19 protein-coding genes are annotated in these 19,409 nt (G+C 74.5%); 12 read left to right on the top strand and 7 right to left on the bottom strand.

The window, feature by feature from the left end:
- Positions 1 to 133 precede the first annotated feature (133 nt).
- Entirely contained in the window at positions 134 to 1,186 is a 1,053-nt protein-coding gene (locus AB0E14_RS25940; RefSeq protein WP_362422709.1) for a lactonase family protein, read from the top strand.
- Between the two features lie 71 nt (positions 1,187 to 1,257).
- Here AB0E14_RS25940 and AB0E14_RS25935 read toward each other — a convergent pair whose 3' ends face one another.
- Both AB0E14_RS25935 and AB0E14_RS25930 read right to left on the bottom strand, forming a co-directional pair.
- On the bottom strand, positions 1,258 to 2,181 hold the full coding sequence (locus tag AB0E14_RS25935) for a hypothetical protein (RefSeq protein ID WP_362422706.1): 924 nt from the start codon (positions 2,179 to 2,181) through the stop codon (positions 1,258 to 1,260).
- A gap of 87 nt (positions 2,182 to 2,268) precedes the next feature.
- Positions 2,269 to 3,261 (bottom strand): BadF/BadG/BcrA/BcrD ATPase family protein, encoded by a 993-nt coding sequence (locus AB0E14_RS25930; protein ID WP_362422703.1) that lies wholly within the window; start codon positions 3,259 to 3,261, stop codon positions 2,269 to 2,271.
- 121 nt (positions 3,262 to 3,382) lie between these two features.
- Here AB0E14_RS25930 and AB0E14_RS25925 point away from each other — a divergent pair, with 121 nt between their 5' ends.
- Together AB0E14_RS25925 and AB0E14_RS25920 are read left to right on the top strand one after the other, a co-directional pair.
- Positions 3,383 to 4,060, top strand: coding sequence for a uracil-DNA glycosylase (locus AB0E14_RS25925; RefSeq protein WP_362422700.1), 678 nt, complete (start codon positions 3,383 to 3,385; stop codon positions 4,058 to 4,060).
- Positions 4,061 to 4,082: 22 nt separating this feature from the next.
- On the top strand, positions 4,083 to 4,760 hold the full coding sequence (locus AB0E14_RS25920; protein WP_362422747.1) for an alpha/beta hydrolase: 678 nt from the start codon (positions 4,083 to 4,085) through the stop codon (positions 4,758 to 4,760).
- A 22-nt stretch (positions 4,761 to 4,782) separates the two neighbouring features.
- Here AB0E14_RS25920 and AB0E14_RS25915 read toward each other — a convergent pair whose 3' ends face one another.
- From AB0E14_RS25915 to AB0E14_RS25900, 4 genes are all read right to left on the bottom strand, one after another.
- Positions 4,783 to 5,448, bottom strand: coding sequence for an SDR family NAD(P)-dependent oxidoreductase (locus AB0E14_RS25915; protein ID WP_362422697.1), 666 nt, complete (start codon positions 5,446 to 5,448; stop codon positions 4,783 to 4,785).
- A 114-nt stretch (positions 5,449 to 5,562) separates the two neighbouring features.
- Complete coding sequence (locus AB0E14_RS25910; RefSeq protein WP_362422694.1) at positions 5,563 to 6,318, bottom strand: anti-sigma factor; 756 nt, start codon at positions 6,316 to 6,318, stop codon at positions 5,563 to 5,565.
- Positions 6,315 to 6,887 carry a sigma-70 family RNA polymerase sigma factor gene (locus AB0E14_RS25905; RefSeq protein ID WP_362422692.1) on the bottom strand — a complete coding sequence of 191 codons (573 nt, stop codon included), beginning with the start codon at positions 6,885 to 6,887 and terminating at the stop codon, positions 6,315 to 6,317. Before AB0E14_RS25905 ends, AB0E14_RS25910 begins: the two co-directional genes overlap by 4 nt.
- A 110-nt stretch (positions 6,888 to 6,997) precedes the next feature.
- Positions 6,998 to 7,489 (bottom strand): MarR family transcriptional regulator, encoded by a 492-nt coding sequence (locus AB0E14_RS25900; protein ID WP_362422689.1) that lies wholly within the window; start codon positions 7,487 to 7,489, stop codon positions 6,998 to 7,000.
- 143 nt (positions 7,490 to 7,632) lie between these two features.
- On the opposite strand from AB0E14_RS25900, the gene AB0E14_RS25895 reads away from it, so the two are divergent.
- From AB0E14_RS25895 to AB0E14_RS25860, 8 genes are all read left to right on the top strand, one after another.
- Positions 7,633 to 8,886 (top strand): NAD(P)/FAD-dependent oxidoreductase, encoded by a 1,254-nt coding sequence (locus AB0E14_RS25895; protein WP_362422686.1) that lies wholly within the window; start codon positions 7,633 to 7,635, stop codon positions 8,884 to 8,886.
- 139 nt (positions 8,887 to 9,025) lie between these two features.
- Complete coding sequence (locus AB0E14_RS25890) at positions 9,026 to 11,053, top strand: hypothetical protein (RefSeq protein ID WP_362422684.1); 2,028 nt, start codon at positions 9,026 to 9,028, stop codon at positions 11,051 to 11,053.
- A 189-nt stretch (positions 11,054 to 11,242) separates the two neighbouring features.
- Positions 11,243 to 11,824, top strand: a complete 582-nt coding sequence (locus tag AB0E14_RS25885) for a fasciclin domain-containing protein (RefSeq protein WP_362422681.1) — start codon at positions 11,243 to 11,245, stop codon at positions 11,822 to 11,824.
- A 115-nt stretch (positions 11,825 to 11,939) separates the two neighbouring features.
- Positions 11,940 to 12,335: an ATP-binding protein gene (locus AB0E14_RS25880; RefSeq protein ID WP_362422678.1), complete on the top strand. Its 396-nt coding sequence runs from the start codon at positions 11,940 to 11,942 to the stop codon at positions 12,333 to 12,335.
- Positions 12,336 to 12,380: 45 nt separating this feature from the next.
- Complete coding sequence (locus tag AB0E14_RS25875) at positions 12,381 to 13,958, top strand: molybdopterin-dependent oxidoreductase (protein ID WP_362422675.1); 1,578 nt, start codon at positions 12,381 to 12,383, stop codon at positions 13,956 to 13,958.
- A 100-nt stretch (positions 13,959 to 14,058) separates the two neighbouring features.
- Positions 14,059 to 14,703, top strand: coding sequence for a fasciclin domain-containing protein (locus AB0E14_RS25870; protein ID WP_362422672.1), 645 nt, complete (start codon positions 14,059 to 14,061; stop codon positions 14,701 to 14,703).
- Between the two features lie 228 nt (positions 14,704 to 14,931).
- Positions 14,932 to 17,055, top strand: a complete 2,124-nt coding sequence (locus AB0E14_RS25865; RefSeq protein WP_362422669.1) for an MMPL family transporter — start codon at positions 14,932 to 14,934, stop codon at positions 17,053 to 17,055.
- A 125-nt stretch (positions 17,056 to 17,180) separates the two neighbouring features.
- A complete protein-coding gene (locus AB0E14_RS25860; protein ID WP_362422666.1) occupies positions 17,181 to 17,363 on the top strand; it encodes a DUF6480 family protein in 183 nt (60 codons plus the stop codon).
- Between the two features lie 41 nt (positions 17,364 to 17,404).
- Here AB0E14_RS25860 and AB0E14_RS25855 read toward each other — a convergent pair whose 3' ends face one another.
- Entirely contained in the window at positions 17,405 to 17,779 is a 375-nt protein-coding gene (locus tag AB0E14_RS25855) for a UBP-type zinc finger domain-containing protein (RefSeq protein ID WP_362422663.1), read from the bottom strand.
- 194 nt (positions 17,780 to 17,973) lie between these two features.
- On the opposite strand from AB0E14_RS25855, the gene AB0E14_RS25850 reads away from it, so the two are divergent.
- On the top strand, positions 17,974 to 19,347 hold the full coding sequence (locus tag AB0E14_RS25850) for a deoxyribodipyrimidine photo-lyase (RefSeq protein ID WP_362422660.1): 1,374 nt from the start codon (positions 17,974 to 17,976) through the stop codon (positions 19,345 to 19,347).
- The last annotated feature ends 62 nt before the right edge of the window (positions 19,348 to 19,409 follow it).

Here is a 19,409-nt window from a genome sequence, read left to right as displayed (position 1 = left end):
CGTGTGAGCGCAGCCGCGTGACCCCAGTGGCGTGAGCGCGGCAGCTTGATCCAAGTTGGTCTAGACCGCCTGCTAACGTCAGCCCCGACGACGGGGCCGTCGGCCGACGGCCCCGGTGGAGAGGGGAGACGCCATGGGCGGTACGGACACCGGTCGCGCGGCACGCACGCGGGCCTTCATCGGCTCGTTCACCTCGGCGGGGGGCCGGGGCATCCTCAGCGCCGACGTGGACCCGGAGACCGGCGCGCTGACCGTCACCGGCGCGACGGACACGCTCCCCGACCCGTCCTACCTCGCCCTCGCGGGCCCGGTCCTCTACGCCGTCTCCGAGACCGAGGAGGGCGCCGCGGCCGCCTTCGACGTCTCCGGGGCCGTACCCCGGCCGCTCGGCGCGCCCAGGCCCGTACGCGGCGCCGCCCCCACCCACCTCGCCGTCGCGCCGGGGCACGTCCTCACCGCCAACTACACCTCCGGCAGCGTCAGCGCCCTCCCGATCGCCGCGGACGGCTCCCTGGGCGCCGCCGACGACGTGCTGCGGCACGAGGGCTCGGGGCCCGTCACCGACCGCCAGAGCGGCCCGCACGCCCACCAGGTCCTGGTCGCCCCCGGCGGGCGCTGGGCGACCGCGGTGGACCTCGGCACCGACTCCGTACGGATCTACGCCCTCGACCCCGCCACGGGCGCCCCGCGGCCGCACGGCGAGACCGTGCTGAAGCCCGGCACCGGCCCCCGCCACCTGGCCTTCCACCCGTCCGGCAGTCACGCCTACGTCCTGAACGAGCTGGAGCCCACCGTCACGGTCTGCCGCTGGGACGGCGAGGCGGGCGTCCTGGAGCCGCTCGGGGAGGCCCCGGTCGTCGCGGCGGGCACCCCGGGCCCCAGCTACCCCTCCGAGGTCGTCGTGGCGCCCGACGGCCGCTTCCTCTGGGCCGCCGTGCGCGGCGCCGACACCCTCGCCGTCCTCGCCCTCGACGCGAGCGGCGAACGGGCCGAGTTCCGCGCCGCCGTGGACTGCGGCGGCCACTGGCCGCGCGACCTGGCCCTCGACCCCTCGGGACGGCGGCTCTACGCGGCCAACGAGCGCTCCGGCGACGTGACCTGGTTCGACGTCGACCCGGAGACCGGGATCCCGCGCCGCGCGGGCGCCGTCGAGGCCCCGGCGGCCTCCTGCGTGGTCTTCGGCTGACCGACCCGCCGCACGGCCGAGGGCCCGCACCGGACGACGTCCTGTGCGGGCCCTCGGCCATGTCCTGCCGCTCAGTGCGCGGGAGCACCCTGCGGCTGCTGCGGGGCGATGCCCAGCGCGGCCGTGTACTGCGAGAGCACCAGCTTGCCGATCGCCGGGTAGGCGCCCAGCGGCTCGGCGGCGGCGCAGCCCGCCTCCTTGGCGGCGGCGTCGAGCAGGCCGTCGGCCAGCTCGGGGCCGATCAGGTACGGGGCGAGCGCCAGCTGCTCCGAGCCGGAGCCGCGCAGCTGCTCGGCGATCGCGGTGATCGAACCCTCCTGGTCGAGGGCGGCGGCCATGACCGGGACGGCGAGGCGCGCGGCCAGCAGCATGCCGGTGATCCCGGCGGCCTGGACGGCCTCCTCGCCGCCGACCGTGGCGAGCACGATGCCGTCGGCCGCCGTGGCGACCGTGAAGAGCCGCGCGCGGTCGGCGCGGGCCAGGCCGGCCTCCGACAGGCGCACGTGCAGGGCCTCGGCGAGCAGCGGGTGCGGGCCGAGGACGTCCGTCAGCTCGGCAACGTTGCCGCTGTCCATCACGGCCTGCCGGATCCGCCGCATCAGGGCGCTGTCCGGGCCCGCGAGCAGCGGCACCACGACGGCGGCCGGGCCCTCGGGGGCGCTGACCTCGCGGCCGGCGGCCACGGCCAGCTCGTACCGCTCGGTGCGCAGGGTCTCGGAGCGCGCCAGGACGCTTCCGAGAGTCGGGTACTCGGCGTCGTCACCGTCCAGGTAGCCGATCACGGCCTCCAGGCCGGGCAGCTCGGAACGCGCGATGCTCACGACCTCTTCGGCCAGCGAGCGTATGGCGGGCGACGGCGCACCGGGGACGGCGAGCACCAGCGCGGGAGCGCCCTCGGGCGCCGCCACGGGTTCGGGGCGACGGTGCCGTCCGGGCTGGCGGGGTCGCGGCATTCGTACAGGCAGGCCGGAAGCGGGCCCAGTGGGGGAGCTCATGCGGCCGCATGCTACTGGTTTTGCCCGCCGCGCAGTGCGGTGAGGTGCGGCTGAGCGTTATCTGTCCCTCTTTGTCCGAACCGCGAATTACGTGGTCACATGCAACAACTTCGGCTCCACGGGCAGCCGTAGCGTGTCCGTGGCCAGCGCCGCCGCGAGCGCGAGCGCGCCGTCGAGCGGATCCCCGGCCGCCGACGTCTGCCGGGCGTGCGGAAGTTGTCCGGCCAGTTCGGCCCCGAGCGGCACGAGCAGCGGGTCGCCGAGCTTGAACAGGCCACCGGTCAGCGCCACTTCGTAAGCCCCCGGGGCGGGGCACACGGCGGCCGCCGCCTCCGCCACGTGCGCGGCGGCCCGCCGCAGCACCTCGCCCGCCACCGGGTCGCCGTCGGCGGCGCAGCCGGCCACGTCGGGCGCGAACGAGGCGAGCACGGCCGGCCGGTCGGTCCGCGGGTACAGCGCGGCCGGCAGTCCCGCGGCCGGACCGAACCGGGCCTCGGCGCGGGCGAGCAGCGCGGACGAGCCGCCCCGCCTGCCGTCATGGGCGCGCATCGCCGCCTCCAGACCGGCCCGCCCGATCCAGGCGCCGCTGCCGCAGTCGCCAAGCAGATGGCCCCAGCCGTCGGCCCGGCGCCAGGCCGTCAGGTCCGTACCGAGGGCGATGAGCCCGGTGCCGCCCGCCACCACCGCACCGGGCCGCTGCCCGAGCGCCCCGGCGTAGGCGGTGACGGCATCGGCCGCGAGCGCCAGCGACCGTACACCGAGAGCCTGTTCGAGCGCGCCGGGCAGCACCGCCCGCAACTCCTCGCCGAGCGTCGCCATCCCGGCGGCGCCGACGGCGAGGGCGAGGACGGGCCCGGCTCCCGCGCGCTCGCGCAGCGCCTCGACGGCGGGCAGCAACTGCCCGAGCAGATGGGCCGCCTCGATCCCGCCCGGGCCCGTCCGTACGGGCTCGCGGGACGCCACGGTCTCGACGGCCCGCGCGTCCGCGGCGCGTGCCAGGGCGATCCGCAGCCCGGAGCCGCCCGAGTCGACTCCGACGACCCAGCCTTCGCGGGCCCGCGACGTAAGAGGTGACCCCATGGAGCGGCTCCGGGAGGTAGGGGAGGTGAGGACGGCAGGCTATCCCGGGAGAACCCGAGCGCGGCGGGCGGTCGTTGCCGGGTTCAGGAGATGTCGGTGTGCGCCACTAGAGTGACGTGCTGTGGCAGCTCAAGCATTGAACGAACTCGTGGAGCCCGGCTGGGCGGAGGCGCTGAAGCCGGTGGCAGGGCAGATCGCCGCCATGGGCGACTTCCTGCGCGCGGAGATCGCGGCCGGCCGGACGTACCTCCCCGCCGGCCCGCACATCCTGCGCGCCTTCCAGCAGCCCTTCGACGAGGTACGGGTGCTCATCGTCGGCCAGGACCCCTACCCGACACCGGGCATGGCGATCGGGCACAGCTTCGCCGTCTCGCCCGACGTGCGGTCGTTGCCGGGCAGCCTGGAGAACATCTACCGGGAGCTGCACACGGACCTCGGACTGCCCCGTCCGTCCAACGGCGATCTGACGCCGTGGACCCGGCAGGGCGTCCTGCTCCTGAACAGGGCGCTGACGACGGCCCCCCGCAAGCCCGCCGCCCACCGCGGCAAGGGCTGGGAAGCGGTCACGGAGCAGGCCATCAGGGCCCTCGCCGCGCGCGGGAAGCCCCTGGTCTCGATCCTGTGGGGCCGCGACGCGCGCAACCTCAGGCCCCTCCTGAGCGACCTGCCGGCGATCGAGTCCGCCCACCCGTCGCCGATGTCGGCGGACCGCGGCTTCTTCGGCTCGCGCCCCTTCAGCCGTACCAACGAGCACCTGGAACGCATGGGCGCGCAGCCGGTGGACTGGCGACTGCCGTAGCGGAGGAAGGGAACCGATGCCCATGCCGAGCGTCCGTCGCGGCGACGCGGGCCCCCTGAGCGTCCTGAGCACGCCCGCCGTCCCCGCCGCGGCCGTCCTCCTCCTGCACGGCGGGCGCTCCGAGGGCCTGGAACCGCCGCCCGCGATCAACCTTCCCGCGCTGCGCATGCGCCCGTTCGCCACCGGCATCCGGCGGACCCTCGCCGACCGGGACGTGCTCGTCGCGATGGTCCGCTACCGCCACCGCGGCTGGAACGGGGCGCGTGCCGACGCGGCCCGGGACGCCGAGGCCGCCCTCGTGGCCGTGGCCCGGTCGGCCGGGGACATCCCGGTCGTCCTCGTCGGACACTCCATGGGGGGCCGGGCCGCCCTGCGGGCCGCAGGGCACCCGACGGTCCGGGGCGTGGTCGGCCTGGCGCCCTGGTGCCCGCCGGGAGAACCCGTCGACCACCTCGCCGGCCGGCGGATCCATCTGCTGCACGACGAGGCCGACCGTGTCACCTCCGCGGCGGAGTCCTGGGAGTTCGTCCGCCGCGCACGGGCGGGCGGATCCGAGGCGACGGGGACCCCCATGCCGCGCGGTGGGCACGCGATGCTCCGCGGCGCCGCCGACTGGCAGCGTCGCACCACGGTGCTCGTCGCCGAACTGCTGGACACCCCGCCCCCGCGCACGGGTTCGGGCGGGCAGGGCCGTCCCTGACATCGGCCCCCGGCGGAGCGGCTCAGCTGCTCAGCGCGTCGAGGACCGGGCCCACCAGGTGCTCGCGCACGGCCGCCGGAGGGTCCGCCCCGGGCCCCAGGGCCGGAGCGGTACCGACCGCCGCACGGGCGGCGAACCCGTTGTCCAGGTGCGGCATGCGGACGTCCATGACCGTGACGCGCTCACGACGGGCCTCGCGCCCGGCCACGCCGAGCCAGGCGGCGAGCGCGGTCTTCGCCGCCGCGTAGTCGGCCATGCCCCGTGCCGGGCGGTCCACGACCTCACCCGTCACCACGGCCACGACGCCACCGGGGGACATCATCCGCAGGGCGCCCCTGGCGACCGCCATGGGCGCCAGGGCGTCGACCGTGAACACGTGCTCGGCCGACGCGTCCGACACCTCCGCGGCGGAGCCGAAAGCTGCCACACCGACGGTCACCACCACCGCGTCGAGGCCACCGAGCGCCGCCTCGGCCCACGGGGCCAAGCGGGCGCAACCGTCCAGGTCGTACGCGTCGAACGAGCGCCAGGGGCGGCCGCCGAGAGCCGAGGCCCGTTCCGCGAGCCGAGCGCGGTTCCGTCCGGCCAGGGCCGTGACGGCGCCCCGCTCGGCCAACTGCCCGGCCGCAAGACCGCCGATGTCACCGGTCGCGCCGACCACCAGGACCCTTGTGCCGCCGACGCTCATGGCCGTACTCCTTCGCGAGGTGCCGCCACCTCCCCTTCGAGGGACCGGCCCCCCGCGGATGCGGCACGCCCCGCCGGGCACGCGCGGGCGACCGCCCTCCGCGCGAGGTCACGGTCACGCGGAGGGCAGCGCGATCACCGCCAGGGGCGCGGAGGTCGGCTGCGGTGAGCCACCCGCGGGCTCCAGCGTGATCCCGACGGCGGCCGCACCGTCCGTCCGGCCCGACAGGAGCGTCGTGGAGGCGGTGACACCCGTCGGCATCAGGCCCGCGGAGCGCATCGTGCCGTGGTCGTCGTACCAGAGCTGGTAGACCTTCCCCGCCGGCGGCGGAGGCATCGAGGACGCGGCGAACGCCGTACGGTTCAGGGACGGTGAGTGGACGACGGTGCCGACGGCGTCTCCGATCCGCGCCGTCGCCATCCGCGCGTCCGGCGCGGCGAGGACTGCGGCCAGGTCGGTCGTGGCGCTCTGCGCCTGGCGCGCCGCCCGTTCCGCGTCCTCGGCCCGCTCGTACTGCCAGACCGCGACACCGCCGAAGGCGACCGTCCCGATGAGGGAGGCGGCCAGCGCCCACCGGGGGAGCCGCCGCAGCGACCGCGCCCACGCGGCACCGCCGGCGCCGGACGTCGTCCGCGGCGGCTCCTGGCGTACCGTCACGATCCGCCGCAGCACCGCGGACCGCATCTCCGGAGCGACCGACTCGGCGACGGCCCGGCCCAGGTGGGCCGCCGTCTCCGACAGCTCCCGCACCTCCTGGGCGCAGGACGGGCACTGGGTCAGGTGCCGTGCCACCGCCTCCCGTTCCTCGTCCGTGTCGAGCGCGTCGAGTACGTAGGCCCCGGTGAGCGTGTGCAGGTCGTCGGCGGTCATGCCGTCACCCCCAGGCAGTCGCGGAGCCGGATGAGCCCGTCGCGCATGCGCGTCTTGACCGTTCCGAGCGGCAGCGAGAGGAGGTCGGCGACCTCCCGGTAGGTCAGGCCGCGGTAGTACGCGAGGGTGACCGCCTGACGCTGGCGTTCGGTGAGCCCGCGCAGACAGCGCCGTACGCGTTCGCGGTCCAGACGGTTCTCCACCTCCTCGACGACCTCGTCATAGGCGGGGGTGTGGTCGAGCAGGGCCACCCGCCGCGCGCGGTCGGACGAGGCCTGCTCGGAGCGGACCCGGTCGATCGCCCGACGGTGCGCCATGGTGAGGGCCCAGCCGAGGACCGAGCCGCGCGCCGGGTCGTAGCGGGCGGCGGAACGCCAGACGTCCACCATCACCTCCTGCGCGACCTCCTCGGACTGCGCGGGGTCGCGCAGCACGGCACGCACCACACCGAGGACGGGCCCCGAGACCGCGTCGAACACGGCCGCGAACGCCTCCTGGTCGCCGCGTGCCGTCCGCTCCATGAGCTCGGGCAGCTCGGCACGTGGCGGTGGCTCCCGGCCCTCTGCCACATCCGCGTTCCCTCTCACCGTCTGCCCTCCCGCATAGTCCTGCCTACGCAGGTGATTCGGAGCGGTCGGACCCATGGATGGGTCCGATGCGGACACGGCCGCGGACGTCTTCAGCGCTCGGGCGTACGCACCGCCGCCAGCTCGTCGTTGAGCGCGGACAGGAACCTCAGGGCGGTGGCCAGTTCCCGGTCGTCGAACCGCTCCAGCGCCCTGGAGGTCGCCTCGGCCAGCGGAAAGAAGTACTGCCGGGCGACCGCGCGGGCGCTCTCCACGTAGCGCACGTGCACGACACGGCGGTCCGTGCTCTCCCTGGACCTGCGGATGTGGCCCGCCTTCTCGAGCCGGTCGAGACACGCGGTGACCGCCCCCGAGGTCAGCCCCAGCTGCTCGCGCAACCGGCCGGGTGTCAGGGGCTGCGGGCTGTCGAGGATGATGCCGAGGGCCTGTACGTCCGTCGGGTGCAGGCCCTGGGCCAGCGCGAAGCCGTGCACCAGCCGGCTCATCTCCCCGTGTGTACGGCGCAGCGCGACCGCGAAACTCTGAAGATCGCCCGTCACCCGTCCGGGGGGCGGAGTCGTCTCCTCGTCATGTGTACCGGCCACACGATCAGACTACGCGCCGAAGGCATGACCGGTTCACCGGCCGGCGCCCGGGCCGGTCGCGTCCTCCCGGGCGCGGCGGGTCACGCGGCGTAACGTGACCGGGTCGGATCGGCGACGAGGTGGACCGAGGAGCGATGACGGGGATGCGCGGGACCGACGGCGAGGCCGTGGACGTGGTGGTCGTCGGTGCGGGAGCGGCGGGCCTCGCGTGCTCGGCCGACCTGCTCGCCGCGGGACTGAGGGTGCGTCTGCTGGAGGCCGGGGACGCCGTGGGCGGGCGGATGCGGACCGACCGGATCGCCGGCTTCACCCTGGACCGGGGCTTCCAGGTGTTCAACACCGCCTATCCACAGGTCAAGCGGCGCCTGGAACTGAGGGCGCTCAGACTGCGGCCGTTCATCGCAGGCGTCCTCGTGCACACCGCCGACGGAACGCGCCGGTTCACCGATCCCACCCGCCGCCGCGGGAAGGGCGGTCCGCTGCCGGTCGAGGGCGTCTCGGCCCGCGACCTGGCCGCCCTCGGCGTGCTGTCCGCGCGCGACATGCTGGCGCCCGCCTCGTGGCTGCGGCGCCGTGGCGCGGACACGACCACCGCGACCGCGCTCGCCGCCGCGGGGCTCTCGGCCGACCTCGTCGAGGGCCTGCTCCGGCCCTTCCTCTCCGGGGTGTTCCTCGAGGACGAGCTGGAGACGTCGGCGCGCTTCTTCCATCTCGTCTGGCGGAGCATGCTGCGGGGCACCCTGTGCCTGCCGGCCGACGGCATCGGCGCCGTCCCGGCCCAGCTCGCCGCGCGGCTGCCCGACGGCGTCCTGCGCACCGGAGCCCGGGTCGCCTCGCTGACGCCCGACGGCGTGGCCCTCGCCGAGGGCGGCGGCCTGCCGGCCCGGGCCGTCGTCGTCGCCACCGGGCAGAGCGCCGCGGGCGACCTCCTGCCCGGCCTCGACGTACCGCGTGGCAGGACGGTGACCACCCTCTACCACGCGGCCCCGAGGTCGCCCCTGGCCGAACCCACGCTCCTCGTCGACGCGCGGCGGAGGTTCCTGAACACCTGCGTCCTCACCGAGGTCCACCGCGGGTACTCCGGCGACGGCCGGGCGCTCGTCTCCACCTCCGTCCTGGGCGCCCCGGGACCCGCCGAAGTGGCCGACGTCGAGGCGGCCCTCGGCGAGGCCTACGGCGCGGACGTGACGACCTGGGAGGCCGTGCACCGCGTCACGGTGCCCGACGCCCTTCCCGCGATGCCGCCACCCCTCGTCCTGTCCCGCACCACACGCGTCGCCCCCGGCCGTTACGTCTGCGGCGATCACCGGGCGACCGGCTCGCTGCAAGGTGCCCTGGCCTCCGGGGCACGAGCCGCCCGCGAGGTCCTCGCCGACCTGGAACGCGGCACGGGCTGAACGGGCGCGGATCCGGCCGGCCGCGCGCCCCGCACCGGTTGTGCGCTCCCGGCACCGGGCGAGCGGGCACGCGCGGCGGTGCCCCGTCGCCACCCGCGCGGGGGCCCGTCCGGTCACCTGTCGGAGGTGACCGGGCTCCTTGCCGGATCGTTGGACGGTCATGTCGTCCGACGCCGACCACATCACCGCGATATCGCCCCCGTCGCCGCCCCGCCCCCGGCGGCACGACGCCGAGGCCGTGCTCGTCGAGCACTACCCCCGACTCCTCAGGCTCGCCTACCTGATCCTCCCGCCCGCCCTCGGCCGGCACCGTCGCGTGCTCGCCGCCCACGCCCTCGTCCAGAAGACCCTCGCCGGAGCGCGGCCCGCGCGTGCCCGGTCACGGGTGCCCGCACAGGCCGCCGACCCGGCCCGGGTGCGGGAGTGGCTCAGGGAGCGGGTGCCGTCCGCCGCGCTGCGCGCGGCCGCCCACCCCCGCCCCTTCCCCGTACGGCCCCTGCTGCCCACGGTCCTGGGACTCCGTCTCTTCACCCGGGCGGGCGGGGACGGCGAGTTCGCTCTGGACCGGGAACTCGCCCGGGTGTCCGCGGACGTACGGGCCGCCTTCGCCCTGCGTGTCCTGGAGGAGGAGAGCGCCCGGTCCGTCGCCGCCCTGCTCGCCGCGGCCGGGGTACGGGAACCGTCGCAGGCCCTCCACGCCGCGGAACATCTGCGCTCCGTCGTCGGAAGCGATGCCGAATCGCTCCTGCACGGAGCCGAGTTCGACCCGTGCACCGTGCAGACCCGGCCCACGGACCTGCTGCGCCGCCGGCGGCGCACCCGGCTGGCCGGACTGGCCGCCGTCCTGGTGCTCGCCACGACCACGACCGCGGTGCTCGGCACGCGCACGGAGCCGACCGCCGACACCGCGGCGGCAGCGGGACCGGTCACCGCCCTCACCCCGGTGACGGACCCCGGGCAGCTGGTCAGGGCGCCGGCGGAGCTGTGGGCCGACACGGCCCGCGTCGACCTCACCGCCTGGCCCGCGCGCGGCACGAGGACGACCGACGAGGCGCTCCTCGCCCGCGCGCTCGACGCCTGGGCCCGGGGCTCCCTCCTCCCGCACGGCAGCGGCGGACGCGCAGGCCCCCGCCTGACGGCGACACCGGGTACGCCGACGACCCCACCGCTCGCACCGCCACGGCTGCTCTACGCGGGAGCCGTCGACGGGGCCCTGGTCGTGCTCCTCCACGACGACCGCAGGGTCGTCCGCTACACCGAGCCGAACACCCCGGGAGAACCGTTCACCTTGGAACTCGCCCGCGCCGACGACGCCGATGTCACCACCGGCGCGGCCCTCGTCCTGAGCAGGTCGGCGGGCGCGGCCCGGTTCCTGCTCGCACCCTGGATCGACAGGAGCGCCGTACGGGACCTCCGACGACCGGACCTGCCGGCCGGAGCGCTGGAGGTCTCCCCGGACGGGGTCACCGCGCCCGTGCCCCAGGTCACCGGCGACTGCGGTCGCGTGCCCGCGCTCGAAATGCGGTCCTCCACCCGGATCGTCGAGGACCACTCCTTCCTCCTGGCCGACCTCGGGGAGCTCACTCCCGTCCACCTGACCTGGACCCCCGTGCCGGGTCCCGGCGTTCCGGCGCGACAGCCCCGCGAGGCGACCTCGCGGGCGGGGCTCGGCGCCTGGGAGGGGTCGGCCTGCGACCTGCCCGCCCTGCGGCAGAGCGGCGTACGCGCGGTCAACCGTTGGGAGTTCGCCCGCCAGAGCCTCCCGGAGAAGGGTGGATCCGCCATCTGGACGTGCCTGCGGGCGGAGGACTGGGAGGGTCGCGCCCGGGTGTCGGTCGCCCTGGAGCCGGCGACGGGGACCGGCCTCCCGGTGCGGGGTCCACGACCCGCGCCGGCGGACACGGCCGCGTGCGGCAGATTCGGCCGGCACATGCTCGCCGGCACCTTCTGGACGGCCTCCTCCGGAGCGCGCTACTACCTCGCCGCGGGCAGCCGTCACCTGGCCTCGGTGACGGTCGGGGGCGCGGTCTCCGCGACCTCGCGGGGGCCGGCCCTGGCCGTGCGGGCGGCCGGGTACGGCCCGGTACGGCTGACGGGCACGCTGCGGGACACGGGCGAACTCCAGGGGTGGGGCGAGCGGCCCGCTCCCGCGCCGCCGCGGGAGTGACCGCGGGGCGGACTCGCCGTGTCCGTCCGGCGACGGCATGTGGCGAGGGGGCGGCCCCGCCGACGCGTCGGCACATCGCTCCCCGCTCCCCTCATCCGATCGGGGGTGTGGCGTCGAATATCAGCCGAGACGTATTTCCCGCCCATGGCCGAGCCAGTCCCCGGTTCGGACCCAGGAGGAGGAAGCATCATGAGCACCTCGCATTTCGCGCGCCGGGCGGCTGCCGCTGCCGCCGCCGTCGTCCTTCCGGTGTCGTTCGGAGTCCTGGCCCCGCAGTCCTTCGCGGCCGCCCACGCCGACGGTCCGTTCGGTCCCGGCTGTGCCGCCCTGCCGACCAGTGGTGAGGGCAGTGTCGACGGCATGGCCGACGACCCGGTCGCGACCGCCGCGTCGAACAACCCGGAACTGTCCACCCTCGTCTCGGCGGTCAAGGCGGCCGGCCTGGTCGACACGCTGAACAACGCCGAGAACGTCACCGTGTTCGCGCCGACCAACGACGCCTTCGCCAAGATCCCGAAGGCCGACCTCGACAAGGTGCTGGCCGACAAGGAGCAACTCACCAAGATCCTCACGTACCACGTCGTGGGGGAGAAGGTCGACAAGGCCGATCTCGCCGACGGGTCGTTCAAGACGCTGCAGGGCGGCACCCTGACGACCTACGGCTCGGGCGACGCCTTCACGGTCAACGACACCGCCAAGATCATCTGTGGCGATGTGCCGACCTCCAACGCCAACGTCCAGATCATTGACACCGTCCTGATGCCGAAGTGACCCCGACGGCCTCCCGCACACATCCCCCAGGGCGCTCCTCTCATGCGCGTGACCGTGCAGTTGACGTACGTGCCCGCCGCGAAGGGCGGCGCCCCGCTGCGCCGGTCCGTCCTGCGTGAACCGCAGGCGGTCCGCCACGAACTCGTCCGCTGGCTGGACGCGGGCGGGGCCGCCACCCCTGGAGGCCGACGCCACGCTCATCGCCGCCGAACTCCTCAACAACGCGCGGCGTCACGGCAAGCCACCGTCGCGCCTCAGAGCCGACCTGCGCGACCACCCGGCCGGCCGGCGGACCCTCCGCATCGAGGTGCACGACGGCGGCCGCGGCGTCAACGTGGAGCAGGTGCGGTCCCGTTGGCGACACCCCTCGGCGGCCCTGTCCACCGGAGGCCGCGGGCTGCTCATCGTCGACGCGCTGGCCGACGCCTGGGGCGACCTGCCCGATCGCCCGGGCCACACGGTGTGGGCGGAACTGAGAACGCGTCAACCGGCCGCCTGGTCCCACTCGTGAGAGCGACCGGCCAATCCGCGTGACGGGTGACTCCGAAGTCCGGTCGTGAACATCGACACGGCAGCCGTCGGCAGACGAGCAAGGGCGTCCCTCGTGGGCATCGTCTCCGGCTACGCGGCATTGGCCCTCGCGGAACTGGTCGCGGCCCTGGTCCGACCCGAGTCCGGGCCCGTGATCGCCGTGGGAGGAGCGGCCGTCGACCGGACTCCCGCAGGCGTCAAGGACTGGGCGATCCGCACCTTCGGGACGAGCGACAAGCTGGTCCTGCAGGCGGGGATCCTCGTGGTCATGGCCTGCCTGGCGGCCGGTCTCGGTCTGCTCGCGCTGCGCATGCGGCGGACGGCGGCGGCGGGAGTCCTGGCCTTCGGCGTGATCGGAGCGGCCGCCGCGCTGAGTCGGCCCGACTCCGACGCGTACACCGACGCCCTGCCGTCCCTGCTGGGCGGCCTGGCCGGCGCGGTCGTCCTCCACACCCTGATCGGCCCGCTCGCCGCGCATCGCACAGCCGACCGCCCGGGCAGCCGGCCGGACGGCTGGGACCGACGGCGCTTCCTCCTGGCCACCGGCGGCGTCGCCGTGGCGAGTACGGGAGCCGGGGCGCTGGGCCGGGCGCTGACCTCGGCCGGAGCCGGCGACGCGGTCGCCTCCCGCGCCGCGGTCGTCCTGCCCCGGCCCGCGTCACCCGCGGCCGACGTGGTTCCCGGGGCGGCGCCGCGCGTGCCCGGCCTCAGCCCGTTCGTGACGCCGAACCGGGACTTCTACCGGGTCGACACCGCGCTGGTCGTCCCCAAGCCGACGACGGACGGCTGGCGGCTGCGGGTGCACGGGCGGGGCGTACGAAGGGAGTTGAACCTCACCTTCGACGCGCTGCTCTCCCGGCCGCTCGTCGAGCGCGACATCACACTGACCTGCGTCTCCAACGAGGTCGGTGGGCCGTACGTCGGCACCGCGCGCTGGCTCGGTGTACCGCTCGCGGAGCTCCTGGCGGAGGCGGGCGTTCGGCCGCCGTCCCGCGGCGGACCGGCGGACCAGCTCGTCGCACGCTCCGTCGACGGCATGACGCTCGGTACGCCGGTCGAGGACGTGATGGACGGGCGGGACGCCCTGCTCGCGGTCGGCATGAACGGTGAACCCCTGCCGTTCGACCACGGCTTCCCCGTCCGGATGGTCGTGCCCGGACTGTACGGCTACGTCTCGGCGTGCAAGTGGATCGAGGAGATCGAGCTCACCACCTTCGCCGCGTACGACCCGTACTGGGTCAAGCGGAAGTGGGCGCGCAGGGCGCCGATCAAGACCCAGGCCCGGATCGACACCCCGAAGCCCTTCGCCCGGCCGGCCGCGGGGACGGTCGTGGTGGCCGGTGTCGCCTGGGCCCAGCACCGGGGGATCGACCGCGTCGAGATCCGCGTCGACGACGGTCCCTGGCGGCCGGCCGAGCTCGCCGCCGAGCACACCCGCGACACCTGGCGCCAGTGGTCGTACCGCTGGCAGGCCACCCCGGGCACCCACACGCTCACCGTCCGGGCGACCGACAGGACCGGCGAGACCCAGACCGAACGCCGTACCCGGACCATCCCCGACGGGGCCAGTGGATGGCACTCCGTCGTGGTGACCGCCGGCTGACCGGGCCGGCCCCGGCCGGCAGCCCCTTCCGGCCGATCAACCCCTACTCACCCCACTCACCAGCCCATCCCTTTCAGAATCCCACCAAGGAGTACCTGTGATGAACGCCCTCCGTTTCCGCCGTGCCGCCGTCGCGGTCGCCGCCGCTGCCGTGCTTCCGTTCTCGCTCGCGGCCTGTTCGGACTCCGGCAGCGACGCGTCGTCGGGCTCGACCCCCGAGGCCTCCGCCACGGAGGAGACCTCGCCCTCCGCCGACGAGGGCACGACGGCCGCCGCGCCCTTCGGGCCGGCCTGCGCCTCGGTGCCGAAGGACGGTGCGGGCTCCTTCGACGGCATGGCCAAGGACCCGGTCGCCACGGCCGCGTCGAACAACCCGGCCCTGTCGACGCTGGTGGCCGCCGTCAAGCAGGCGGGCCTGGTCGACACCCTCAACAACGCCAAGGACATCACCGTGTTCGCGCCGACGAACGACGCCTTCGCCAAGATCCCGAAGGCCGACCTCGACAAGGTGCTCGCCGACAAGGAGCAGCTCACCTCGATCCTGACGTACCACGTCGTCGGGCAGAAGCTCTCGCCCGAGCAGTTGAACGACGGCTCGTTCGAGACCCTCCAGAAGGGAATGATCACCACCAAGGGCTCGGGTGAGGACTACACCGTCAACGACTCCTCCAAGGTCGTCTGCGGCAACGTGCCGACCGCCAACGCGACCGTCTACATCGTCGACACGGTCCTGATGCCGAAGTAGAACCGCGCGCCGACGGCAGGCGGTGACCGTGTGCGGCCCCCACCACGGTGGGGGCCGCACGTGTGTCGTCGGTGCGTCGCTGCAACCGGATCGCACGCTCCGGCCGAAGTGCACGTGAGCACGGTGACGCGACCGTGGCCACGTGCCGGAGGGGGGGCGGAGTTCAAGTATTTCAATCATTGAGATACTTTGCTGTCGAACTTGTTGCGCATCGTCCTGAGGACTGACATGAGAAGCACTTCGCGGTGGGTACGCCTGCTCGTGCCGTTCGCGTTGCTGGTGGTGTGGCTCGGTATCGGCGGCACCCTCGGCCCCTACGCGGGCAAGCTCGGTGAGGTCGCCACGAACGACCAGGCCGCGTTCCTGCCGCGCAGCGCCGAATCGACCCAGGTCCTCGAAGCCCGCAAGGCCTTCGAGACGTCCGAGACGGTGCCCGCGATCGTCGTGTGGACCGCCGACGGCGGGCGGGTGACGGAGGCACAGCGGCAGGCCGCCACCCAGGCGGTCGCGGGGCTCGGCGGAGTCACCGGCATCGCGGGAACCCCGTCACCCGCGCTCGTCTCCACGGACGGCCAGGCCCTCCAGGCCGTCGTTCCCCTGGCCCCCGACCTCGGCGAGGAGCTTCCGGCCGTCCTCGACGAGGTCCGCGCGACCGCGCAGACGGTCCCCGGCGCCCAGGTCCACATCGCGGGCCCCGCCGCGAGCCAGGCGGATCTGTCCGACGCCTTCTCCGGGATCGACGGGCTTCTGCTGGCCGTGGCGCTCGGTGCCGTCCTGCTGATCCTGCTGCTGGTCTACCGCAGCCTTTTGCTACCCCTGGTGATCATCATCAGCGCCGTCTTCGCCCTCGGGCTCGCGTGCGCGGTGGTGTACGCGCTCGCCGACCGGGACATCGTGCGGGTCGACGGCCAGGTGCAGGGCATCCTGTCGATCCTGGTCATCGGGGCCGCGACCGACTACGCCCTGCTGCTCGCCGCGCGCTACCGCGAGGAACTCGCCGCCCGCGGCGACCGCACGGCAGCGGCCGTCGCGGCGGTGCGCCGATCCGCGGGGGCCATCGTCGCCAGCGCCGCCACCGTGGCCCTGGCGCTGATCGCCCTGCTCGCCAGCGATCTGACGAACAACAGGGCCCTCGGCCCCGTGGGCGCCATCGGCATCGTCTGCGCGGTGCTCAGCACGCTGACGTTCCTGCCCGCCGTCCTCGTCCTGCTCGGCCGCGCCGCCTACTGGCCCGCCACCCCCAAGCCCTCGGACGCCACGGCCGAAGGCCACCGGATCTGGCGCCGCGTCGCCGCCCTCATCGACCGCTCGCCACGCCGTGTCTGGGCCTCCACCGGGGCCGTGCTGCTGGCGCTGGCCGCCTTCGCGCCCGGGCTGTCCTCCCAGGGCGTGCCGCTCGACGAGATCTTCGTGAACGACGCGCCCTCGGTCAGCGCCCAGAAGACCCTCGGCCGCCACTTCCCCGGCGGTTCCGGGAACCCCACGGTGATCATCGCCGACGCCGACCGCGTCGAGCAGGTCTCCCGGGCGGCGGCCGGCACCGCCGGGGTCTCGTCCGCGGCGCCCGTCACCGCGTCCGGCCGACCGGGACCGGGTGCGCCGCTCGTCGTCGACGGCCGGGTCCGCATCGACGCCACGCTGTCGGCGGCCGCCGACAGCGACGCCGCCAAGGAGACGGTCGAGCGCCTGCGTGAGCGGGTCCACGCCGTTCCCGGCGCGGACGCGATCGTCGGCGGCTACACGGCCCAGCAGTACGACACCCAGCGGACCTCCGAACGGGACCGCGCCGTCATCGTGCCCGTCGTCCTCGGCATCATCCTCTTGATCCTGGTCCTGCTGCTCCGCTCGCTGCTGGTCCCGGTCCTCCTGGTGGCCACGGTGGCGCTCAACTTCTTCGCCACCCTGGGCGTCTCGGCCCTCGTGTTCGAGCATCTGCTCGGCTTCAGCGGCACCGACGCCTCCGTCCCGCTCTACGGATTCGTCTTCCTCGTCGCCCTGGGCGTCGACTACAACATCTTCCTGATGTCGCGGGTGCGGGAGGAGACCCTCACGTACGGCACACGCCAGGGGGTGCTGCGCGGGCTGACCACCACCGGAGGAGTCATCACCTCGGCCGGCGTGGTCCTCGCGGCCACGTTCGCGGCCCTCATGGTGATCCCGCTCGCCTTCCTCGTCCAGATCGCCTTCATCGTCGCCTTCGGCGTGCTCCTCGACACGCTCGTCGTCCGGTCCCTCCTCGTGCCGGCCCTGGTGATCGACATGGGCCCCCGTTCCTGGTGGCCCAGCGCCCTCGCCCGCGAAGGCCGGGAGGCTTCCCCCGCCGGGAAGCAGACGGACCGATCGGCTGTCTGACCGGCTGTCTGACCGGCTGTCCGACCGGCTGTTTCGACGCACGACCGACGCGCCTCGCGGCGCGGTGCGACTCGGGGGACCGTGGAGAGGAACGGAGTCCACGGTCCCCCGAACCGGGAGGCGTCATGGTTGACAGACTCGTACGGCCCGAGGAGACACCCCCTGCCGAGGGTTCCACGTCGTCGGCGCACCCGGAGCGCCCGGACGGGGGCGTCTGGGAGCACCCGATGGTGTGGGTCTCCCTGATCGCCCTCGGTTCCGTGATGGTGGCGCTCCTCTTCGCCTTCCGCATCGGCGGCGGTCTGTGAGGTGCCAAGGTCCCGAGGCCGGTCATGGCGTTCGGCGCTCATCATGGCGCCTCGTCCCGGGACGGCGCCTCGTCCCGGGTTCGACGGCCGCTCGGTGACGTGGTCTCGACCAGGAAGAGTTCGTCCGCGTAGCACCACGCCCATGCCTCGTCGGGCTCCAGGGAGAGCGCCACCGGGTGTCCCGTCGTCTCGTAGTGGGCGTGGCCGTGGCGGCCCCGGGAACTGTCGCAGCATCCGACGTGCCCGCAGGTCGTGCACCAGCGCAGCCTCGACCAGCGCCAACCGCGGGCCAGGCACTCGGCGCAGCCGTCGCCGGGGGGCGGTGCCGGTCTCGTCACGGTCGCGAGATGGGCGCAGTGGCGGCCGTCGGGACGCCCTCGGTCGGGTGCCACCGTCCACGACCGCTCGGTGCTCACGACACGGCCCTCCCGCTCCCTCGTCGTTGTCCTCTCTTCGTGGGAACACCCGTCCACGGATGCGTGGACGCGATCCACCTCCTCCCTCGCATCCGTACTCCGCCCGCCGGCGGAAGGGTTCCTGTAGAACCGCCGTGGTCCGGCCGGCCGATCACCCGCGCACCGGCGGCGGCCGATATTCAGGAGTCGCCCTCATGACCCTCTCCGTAGTCCTGTTCACCTCCGACCTTCGGGTGCACGACCATCCGCCCCTCCGGGCGGCTCTGGAGGGAGCCAGGGAGGTCGTGCCGTTGTTCGTCCGCGACCCCGCGGTGGACCGTGCCGGATTCGCCGCCCCCAACCGGCTGGCGTTCCTCGCCGACTGCCTCGTGGACCTCGACGGGGCGCTGCGGGCCAGGGGCGGCAGGCTCGTCGTGCGTACGGGGGACACGGTGCGCGAGGTCTGTGCCGTGGTGCGGCAGACGCAGGCCGACGAGGTGCACATGGCTGTCGGACACACCGCCTTCGCCGTTGCCCGGGAGGCGAGGCTCCGAAAGGCGCTGGAGGAGGACGGCTGCCGCCTCTACGTCCATGACGCGGTGAGCACGGCCGTGTCCCCCGGTGATGTCACCCCCCAGGGCTCGGACCACTTCGCCGTGTTCACGCCGTACTTCCGGCGCTGGTCCGACCAGCCGCTACGACAGCCCTTCACCGCCCCGCGCGCCGTGCCGGTGCCTCCCACCGTGCGGAGCGAGGATCTGCCGGCGCGTTCGGGCGTCGCCGGGGTGTCGGAAGGCCTGGCGGCCGGCGGGGAGAGCGAGGGGCGCAAGCGGCTCGGTACCTGGCTTTCGCGGCACGCCGACGCGTACCAGGAAGGCCACGACGACCTCGCCGGGGATGCCACGTCGAGGCTGTCCCCGTACCTCCACTTCGGCGCCCTCTCGCCGACCGAGGTGGTCCAGCGCGCGCGCTCGCGCGGCGGTCCCGGCGCCGAAGCCTTCGTCAGGCAGCTGTGCTGGCGCGACTTCTACCACCAGGTCCTGGCCGCGCGGCCCGAGACCTCCACCCGGGACTACCGCACGCAGGGCGACCGCTGGCGGAGCGGCGAGGACGCCAGGGCGGAGTTGCAGGCGTGGCGGGAGGGCCGCACGGGGTACCCCATCGTCGACGCGGCGATGCGTCAACTGGCCCACGAGGGCTGGATGCACAATCGCGGGCGCCTGATCGCCGCTTCCTTCCTGACCAAGACGCTGTACATCGACTGGCGCGAGGGCGCGCGCCACTTCCTGAGCCTCCTGGTCGACGGCGACGTCGTGAACAACCAGCTCAACTGGCAGTGGGTGGCGGGCACGGGCACCGACACCCGGCCCAACCGGGTCCTCAACCCGATCCGTCAGGCGCTCCGCTACGACCCCGACGGCCGCTACGTCCGCCGATGGGTTCCGGAGCTGGCCGGTCTCGAAGCGCCCGACGTCCATGAACCCTGGCGGCTGACCGGGCTCGAACGGGCCGCGTACGACTACCCGGACCCGCTCGTCGCGCTCGGCGACGGCCTGGCCCGCTTCCGGCACGCCCGGGAGAAGGGCTGACACCCGGCACGGGTGCGGCCGGCCGGGCCTCAGATCGCCCAGGCCGGCCGGGCCTCAGATCG

This window comes from Streptomyces sp. NPDC047981 (assembly GCF_040653315.1).
Taxonomy (GTDB): Bacteria; Actinomycetota; Actinomycetes; order Streptomycetales; family Streptomycetaceae; genus Streptomyces.
The sequence above is the reverse complement of the archived record's forward strand: the minus strand, read 5'-3'. Positions and strand labels throughout refer to the sequence as shown.